Genomic DNA, 7,955 nt, shown 5'->3' with positions numbered 1-7,955 from the left:
TTACAGGATAATATACTATGAATCAGAGGAATATTAGGTTTTTAAGGGAGGACTAGCTAAGCTATTCGTTGAGGAAATTAAAAGCGATTGAAAACACTCTTTTTTGCCCAAAAGAACTGAAGAATGCCACGAAAAGAGAGGAATAAAAGAAAAGCTATCCACAAGGCATTATTGCCCAACGATGATTCTGCAACATAGTAGAAAGCAAAGAAACATGCCATCGCTATGGCAGAAGGAATAAGCATTCCCTTTGTTTCTGTCATACCGATAAATATACCATCGTAAATAAAAGCAGCTACACCAGCAAGCGGAATGAAGTAAACCCAAATCAAATAAGGCGTCGATGCTTGGACAACATCTTCCGCATCGGTAAGTAAACGAAGGAAGTTGATACCACTAAAAATATAAACAGACGTGAATAAAACAACCATAATGCCACCAAAAATAAATAAACTGCGCACCATTTTTAGGAAACCAACCTTATCATTCGCACCATATAGTTTACCACTCAAAGCCTCGCCAGCATAAGCAAATCCATCCATAAAATAGGAAAAGAGGGTAAACATCGTCATCAATAACGTATTGACCGACAACATTAGTGCCCCTTGCTTACCACCTGCACTTGTGAAAAAGAGGTTAACAGCCACTAAACAAAGCGTACGAAGGAATATATCACGATTCACAACGAAGAAGCGTTGCCAAGCCTCAACGTGAGTAAGTGTAGACTTAAAAAGCGATAAAGAAAGATGAATAGTACTTTCCGACGCATAAAAAGTATTATTCTTAAGTCCGCTCCGTACAAAAAACAGCGCCATAAAGAATCCACTCCATTGTGCAATAAGCGTACCTGTAGCAACTCCTTCAATCTCCCAGCCAAAGGCAAAAACAAACAACAACGAAGCGAGTATATTAACAACATTCTGTACGATGGCTATCAGCATGGGTATTTTCGTATTCTGCATACCAATAAACCACCCCGTCAGTCCATATAAACCGAGCATAGCGGGTGCTCCCCAAATAGCTATACGAAAGTAATCACGCACCAATGGTAAAGAACTTTCGGGAGTATTCATAGCACGAAGCATGCCCCACTCTATTACAGATTGGCAAATAATGAAAGTCAAACCCATACCGACACCTATTGTTAAGGCACGCAACAACACACGAAGGGCATCGTCCCATGATTCTCTACCATATGCTTGAGAAGTCATTCCGCTCATTCCCATGCGCAAAAAACCTAATATCCAATACATTATATTGAATATCATAGAACCTATGGCTATGGCTCCTATGTGGTTTTCGTTGCCTATATGCCCTACAATCGTTAAATCAACCAAACCCAAAAGCGGCACGGTGATGTTGCTAACAATGGAAGGTATGGCAAGATTGAGTATCTCTCTATTCGTTTTATCCACGTTTTTTCATCGTATATAGTCTTTCGACACCAAGTCATAGTAAAGCGCTTCAAGCTCAGCTAACGATAATCGCTCTACCGAATGCTCTATAATTCTTATGAGTTCTGCTCTTCTCGTGTCGTCTTGTACTTTGTCGAAATCCATAATTATAATCTTAATTCTAATTCGTTAATGGCCTCTTGCATATCTGATGTAAAGGTTGTATGATTACAAAGAAACTCTTTACGGCCTTTAGCAAGTTGGGCATAAAGTTCTTTATTCATATCGTTTACATACGATGCTATGGCAAATTCAATATCATCTCGCTGCGTTTCACTGTTAGAAAACTCGTAAACACGATACTTCTGATGTAGAAAACAATATGCAGATTCTATACTATCTTTGTTTATCATAGGCTATTAGTTATACTAAAGAGTAAAAACACATACGCAAAACAAAGCATAACTTGCTTAAATTCCATGTTTGCGCTTTACCTTTTCGTATTGTTTGCAATCACAAAATACTATGGTTTGACTTTAAATCGCACACGAAACGAACGACTATGCTCGTCCCAATTCGTACCCAAAAGTTCAAACTTACCTATCTGTAACGTAGAACGTACGTGCTTGCCAATACACGGACACACATCGTAATCGCCTATTCGAACGAGTCTTATCTTCTCCGATGCATCTTCAGGCAAACGTTCGAGCGTTACTCCTTCGGGCAATTCAGTACGTTCCACAAGTTTAAATGTTACTGGAAGGTCTGCTTCGATGAGCCTATTCATTTCGTCTTCTATTGCTTTCTCGTCTTTTCGAGAAGGTTTTTTCGAAAGTACGAAAGTCATTTTACTCTTCTTTCGCTCTATGTGCGCATTCTTACTGCGCTCTGTTCCAAACATTCTAACCATGAGTTGGTTAAGAAGATGCTCCGCTGTATGCGCAGGAGGAAATTCTTCTTTGTTGTGTGCGTTGAACGCATAGTCGTCTATTTCCATAGTTTAAAACTTATAAATTCTTCCGCTAAGTCCTGCAACTTCCATCTCTATAGAACTTTCTTGTCTTAACATAGCAGGCTTTTGTTCGCCTGATAGCAAATCAACCATATCTATCTCGCCCTCTTTTAGGCCCATATAGTCAAACGCATGAGCAGGAATATTCACGCTAACGTGAGTCTCTGCTTCACTGAAATTAACTACAACAAGTAAAGTTGTATTGCCATCACTACGTAGAAATGCGAATATTTTATAACTGTCGAAACCTTCATTGGCCTCGTTAGCATACATAAGATCGAATGTTTTGCCCTCGCTTACTGCTTTTTCGCTATTGCAAATATTCAATATTGAGCGGTATTCCTTTTCTAATTGCAATTGTTCAGCAGTCAATTCATTGCGTTCAAAGAACCCCTTCCGAATGGCATCTACACTCCAATAATCGAAAATAGTGGAACGTCCATCTATTCTAGAGAAGCCTTCGCAATCCATTCCTCGCTCTCCGAACTCCTGTCCTGCATATATCATCACTGGATTTCGCTGAAATAAGGCTGAAACAATAAGTGCAGGGATTCCCTTTTGCATGTTTCCGCAAAAGAAATCGGACGCTATTCGCTGCTCGTCGTGGTTCTCAAGGAAGTAGAGGATATGCTCACGGATATCATCAGTAGCCTGCCATTGCTGCGAAATATTACTTGCCGAACGGTGCCCACACATCACATCGCGCAAGCAATCGTACATGCCCACCTTGTCGTATAGATAGTCGAAACCTGCTGCAACATACGTTCTATACTGATTAGGGTCGTACACTTCGCCAATGAAAACGATGTGGGGATACTGCGCTTTTACCTTTTCGGTGGCATACTGCCAAAACTCGTGGGGCACCATTTCTGCCATATCGCAGCGAAAACCATCAATACCTTTAGCCGCCCAGAATAGCAATATGTCAGTCATCTTGTGCCAAGTATTGGGTATTGGAGAGAAATGCGTGCTACGTCCACCCCAATTGCAATAATCAACACCATAGTTTAGCTTAATGGTTTCATACCAATCGTTGACTTGTGGGTGTGAATCGAATCTATCATTGCCCGTGCATCGCGCCACAGTTTCAGTATATTCAACCGCCATTACATTTGTAACATTAGCCTCAATACCATCGGGAAGCGGGATTGCTGAAGTATCTAAAGCTTCGTTTGGGCAATAATAGAAGTTGTTATTCGCATCAAAATGCTTGCTCGTATCATCAGTTTCGCCTAAATCTTTCATTCCTTTTGGCTTGCAAATACTCTTGTATTCACGTGCTACATGATTAGGAACAAAATCTATAATCACCTTTAAGCCTTCCTTATGTGTGCGTTTTACCAAATCTTCAAACTCGTTCATGCGTTCCGAAACATTATCAGCAATATCGGGATCAATATCGTAATAGTCGGTTATGGCGTATGGAGAGCCTGCTTTACCCTTTACTATGCGCGGTGTTTGGCATGGAATACCATAATCAGAGTAGTCCGTACAAGTGGCATGACGAATAACACCAGTGTACCAAATAGTATTTACACCGAGCGTTTTTATCTGCTGCAAGGTCGCAACATCAAAGTCGTTCATCTTTCCAACACCATTTTCTGCAAGTGTACCATTTGGCTTTAGTTTGCTATTCTTATTGCCAAAGGTGCGTGTAAACACTTGGTAAATAACTAATTTCATAAGTTTTAGCTTAAATCTAATATAACAAAAAGGACACAATTCCCAGCATTTCCTTACGCCCCCCTTGGGGTTTTAACTTGGTTTTCTATGAACCAAGCAATCGGAAATACAGGGGCTTGTGTCCCTACATGAAAATTATTGAGGTGGAAACAGCACTATAATTTATAATAGTTGCTGTATTTTATTATTCCACTCCGTGGGCATTCACATCCTTATTTATCTTGCTTATCATGCCTTGAAGTGCCTTTCCAGGACCACATTCAATAAACTCAGTTGCACCATCTGCAATCATATGCTGCACACTTTCGGTCCAACGAACGCTTGATGTAAGCTGTGCGATAAGGTTTTCCTTTATTTCTGCAGCATCAGTATGTGGCTTTGCATCTACATTTTGATATACAGCGCACTTTGGTGCAACGATATTTGTAGCCTCAATACCAGCTTGTAGTTCATCTTTAGCAGCCTGCATGAAAGGTGAATGGAACGCTCCGCCCACCTTTAAAGGCAATGCACGCTTAGCGCCAGCAGCCTTTAACAACTCACAAGCCTCATCAATACCTTCCTTTGAGCCTGATATTACCAACTGACCAGGACAGTTAAAGTTAGCAGCAACTACGAGTTTGCCTGCGTTTGTAACTTGTTCGCAAACCTCTACAACCTTTTCGTCAGCCAAACCGATAATGGCTGCCATTGTACCTGGGTTTAATTCGCAAGCCTTTTGCATGCTGTTTGCACGCAAAGCAACAAGCTTCAAGCCATCTTCAAAAGACAAAGCACCTGCCGCAACCAATGCTGAGAACTCGCCAAGAGAGTGTCCTGCCACCATTTCAGGCTTAAAATCGTCACCCAAGCAAAGTGCTGAGATAACACTATGGAGGAAAACTGCTGGTTGTGTTACGTTGGTTTGTTTTAACTGTTCGTCTGTTCCTGCGAACATAATATCAGTAATTCTAAAGCCAAGAATTTCATCAGCTTTATCGAAAAGTTCTTTTGCTAAAGGGTTGTTATCGTACAGATCCTTGCCCATACCTACAAACTGTGAACCCTGTCCAGGGAATACAAATGCTTTCATCTTTATTTCTTTTAATTTAATCTTATAGGTTACAAAAGTACAACAATATTATGAAACACACAAATTTCAACCCTTTCACCTTATATATTAAAGGTGGAAAAATTATAAAATAGAAATAAAAGGAGTATAAGCAGCGAAGTGTTTTAAGGCGAAAAATGTTTTCTTGTAACAAAACAAGGCCATTAAACAAAAGGGTATTTCACGTTCCAAAGAAACAAAGCATTGCCCGGCATACTTTCGCCTGCATCGCTACGGGTTCCATTATCTACTATTTTACGGAACTCTTCAAGTGTAATACGTCCTCTTCCCACCTCTATCAGCGTTCCAACAACGGCACGAACCATGTTACGAAGGAAGCGATTGGCAGTAATTACGAAGCACCATTCTTCTGCTTCGGTTGCATTATTATAAATGGATAGTTCCGTTTTACAACGCTCCCAACGTGCTTCTGTCAAATTACAAATGGTAGTTTTATTGTCTCCTCCTGCCTTGCAAAAACACTTAAAATCTCGTTCTCCAATTAGATAACTGGCTGCTTCGTTCATACGTTCATAATCTAAGGCATAAGGCATCTCATAAGAATAGGTTCTCAAAAATGGGTTTCTACCATGGTGTACATAGTAATGATAAGTGCGAGAGATAGCTGAAAAACGTGCATGCAGGTCGTTATTAACAGCAAAAACAGCTGTTACTGCAACATCACGAGGCAACAAGCGATTCAGTTTGTACGCCAGCTGCTTGCAGTTGATACCCTCTTGCCCATCAAAATGGGCTATCATGGAATGCGCATGAACTCCCGCATCTGTTCGTCCTGCCCCTATTACACCTGTATTTACACGTAACAACGTTGTCAAAGCCTTTTCTAAGACTTCTTGAACCGATATTCCGTTGGGCTGAATTTGCCATCCGTGGTAGTTTGCACCATCGTATGAGAATTTTATAAAGTACCTTTGCATAAGTAACTGCAAAGATACGGAAATTTATTTCAAGTTGGTTCGATTGCTGAAAAAACTAAATAAATACCACAAACAAAACAGAAATACATACGAAAGAAGCACTTGTAGGACGTTAGGATGTAGTTCTTCGACGCTCGCACCCTTTAAATTAGCTACCCAATGTAGTGCTGTATTCATTGTACCGACTACAAACATCAATGCTTTCCCTACTAAAAGCTGCACTTGTGGCGCAAAGAAGCAGAATAAAAGCAGTAGTGCCGCATAAAGAATAACTATAGCACAGGGGACAACTATGAAGTTAGAGAGCAGGAAATAACAGCTAAACCGACCAAAATAAAAGGCTACTAAGGGGGCTGTACCCAACTGTGCGGCAACTGAAGCCATTACTAATCCCCACACCCAGCGTAACAACCAATGACGTTGAAGCTGCTTTCGAGAAAACAATCCATCAAGCAATGGAACAAAAAGGATTATAAAAAGTACTGCAATAAAGGACATTTGAAAACCTACATCCCACAAATTCTGCGGACGTACGACTAACAAAATGATAGCAGTTAAGGCTAAAGTATTCAGCGAAAACTTGTCTCTATTCAGCAATCCGACTATGCTGTAAACTGTAATCATCGTAGCCGAACGCACCACAGAGGGCGAAAAGTCTACCAATAGTGCATAAAGCCATATTAGCAATAGTACGAAAAGTTCGCTCAAATGGTATCGTACAAAAAGATTTAGATAGGGAATACCTTTGCAAAGGTTGAATCCAAATAGAAAGAAAGCATAGATAATGCCAAGATGCAAACCCGAAAGTGCCAACACATGACTTGCTCCTGAAATGGAATAATCATCTTTTACCTCCTTTGAGATAAGCTGCTTATCGCCCAAAGTCATGGCTGTTGCAACTGCAACCGATTGTCCATCGAGTCCCACACGGCCGTATGTCTGCATCCACTGTTGCTTTATTCGCTTCAGCTCTATAAGTGTACGATCTATATAGCCAAAGGATGACAGATCTACTGAAGTCTTTTTCCAATTACGATAGTAAATAAATGTTTCTCCATCAAAGCCATGTAATCGTAGCCAACGAGCATAATCAAATTCTGAATCGCGGAAGTTTACGGGCTCTTCCAACTGCGATAAGGCTGTAATACCATCGCCAACATGCAGTCTTTTGTAGTTTTCTGAGACTGTATCGCACAATATCGACGCCTTCACCTTTACGATTTCGTTAGCCATAGGTATTGCTAAGTCTACCTTTACAACCTTTCCGTGCCTCACAGGCTCTGTCAATAGTACAGCATCGTAGCATAATGGTTCTGTGGGAATCGACTTCTGCATCTCCAGTTCTGTATCAGTCATTAGCAAACCTCCTACCGAAGCCACTGAGAAAAGTAGTGCCCAGCTGCTCAAAATTCGTCTTTTTCCACATAGAAATACGACCAATAGACACATGACAGCAAAGGCAAACCAAGCCCATAAGGGCACCATACTCAAGGAATACTGTCCAAGTGTCATACCTACGATCAAGGCAACGGCTACTTTCACCAATGGATTCATGTTAAAAGCAATGCTTTGTTTCATGGCACAGATTGTTTTTATATCGCCTACAAAAGTATGAAATATTTTTCTATTTCCAATGATTCACCAGCCTGCAACATTCCTCCAAGTTTTCATTTCAAGGGGTTATGCTTCCGCTCCGTTTCGCCTATACACCTTATTACAATAGGTAGAAAAGGGCAATAATGGTGTAAATATTTTTCACAACAATATCTATTGTATAACAAACTAATTAGGGATATTCAGTAAATATCTAACTAATTGTTTGTCAGTGTAATATATTA

Annotated in this window: 8 protein-coding genes; all 8 read right to left on the bottom strand. The window is 40.5% G+C overall.

What is annotated here, in order from left to right:
* Positions 1-77: 77 nt before the first annotated feature.
* Positions 78-1,415, bottom strand: coding sequence for an MATE family efflux transporter (locus HXN26_RS10480; protein WP_273161170.1), 1,338 nt, complete (start codon positions 1,413-1,415; stop codon positions 78-80).
* Between the two features lie 6 nt (positions 1,416-1,421).
* Positions 1,422-1,559 (bottom strand): hypothetical protein, encoded by a 138-nt coding sequence (locus tag HXN26_RS10475; RefSeq protein ID WP_199897112.1) that lies wholly within the window; start codon positions 1,557-1,559, stop codon positions 1,422-1,424.
* Positions 1,560-1,561: 2 nt separating this feature from the next.
* Complete coding sequence (locus HXN26_RS10470) at positions 1,562-1,807, bottom strand: hypothetical protein (RefSeq protein WP_024999933.1); 246 nt, start codon at positions 1,805-1,807, stop codon at positions 1,562-1,564.
* Positions 1,808-1,917: 110 nt separating this feature from the next.
* A complete protein-coding gene (locus HXN26_RS10465) occupies positions 1,918-2,391 on the bottom strand; it encodes an alanyl-tRNA editing protein (protein WP_024999932.1) in 474 nt (157 codons plus the stop codon).
* 3 nt (positions 2,392-2,394) lie between these two features.
* Positions 2,395-4,089, bottom strand: coding sequence for an alpha-amylase family glycosyl hydrolase (locus HXN26_RS10460; protein ID WP_273161167.1), 1,695 nt, complete (start codon positions 4,087-4,089; stop codon positions 2,395-2,397).
* Positions 4,090-4,273: 184 nt separating this feature from the next.
* Positions 4,274-5,161, bottom strand: coding sequence for an ACP S-malonyltransferase (gene fabD, locus HXN26_RS10455; protein ID WP_273161165.1), 888 nt, complete (start codon positions 5,159-5,161; stop codon positions 4,274-4,276).
* A gap of 182 nt (positions 5,162-5,343) precedes the next feature.
* Positions 5,344-6,117, bottom strand: a complete 774-nt coding sequence (truA, locus tag HXN26_RS10450; protein ID WP_273161163.1) for a tRNA pseudouridine(38-40) synthase TruA — start codon at positions 6,115-6,117, stop codon at positions 5,344-5,346.
* 24 nt (positions 6,118-6,141) lie between these two features.
* The gene (locus HXN26_RS10445; protein ID WP_273161162.1) at positions 6,142-7,695 is read right to left on the bottom strand and encodes a ComEC/Rec2 family competence protein; all 1,554 of its coding nucleotides are present in this window, start codon (positions 7,693-7,695) and stop codon (positions 6,142-6,144) included.
* Positions 7,696-7,955: the final 260 nt, after the last annotated feature.

This window comes from Prevotella aurantiaca (assembly GCF_015262605.1).
Lineage (GTDB): Bacteria > Bacteroidota > Bacteroidia > Bacteroidales > Bacteroidaceae > Prevotella > Prevotella aurantiaca.
This window is presented reverse-complemented; position numbering and strand designations above follow the sequence as displayed.

Coding starts and splice junctions, on each gene's coding strand:
- HXN26_RS10475 (WP_199897112.1), bottom strand. CDS start 1,559: ATGGATTTCGACAAAGTACAAGACGACACGAGAAGAGCAGAACTCATA.
- fabD (WP_273161165.1), bottom strand. CDS start 5,161: ATGAAAGCATTTGTATTCCCTGGACAGGGTTCACAGTTTGTAGGTATG.
- HXN26_RS10460 (WP_273161167.1), bottom strand. CDS start 4,089: ATGAAATTAGTTATTTACCAAGTGTTTACACGCACCTTTGGCAATAAG.
- HXN26_RS10465 (WP_024999932.1), bottom strand. CDS start 2,391: ATGGAAATAGACGACTATGCGTTCAACGCACACAACAAAGAAGAATTT.
- HXN26_RS10445 (WP_273161162.1), bottom strand. CDS start 7,695: ATGAAACAAAGCATTGCTTTTAACATGAATCCATTGGTGAAAGTAGCC.
- truA (WP_273161163.1), bottom strand. CDS start 6,117: ATGCAAAGGTACTTTATAAAATTCTCATACGATGGTGCAAACTACCAC.
- HXN26_RS10470 (WP_024999933.1), bottom strand. CDS start 1,807: ATGATAAACAAAGATAGTATAGAATCTGCATATTGTTTTCTACATCAG.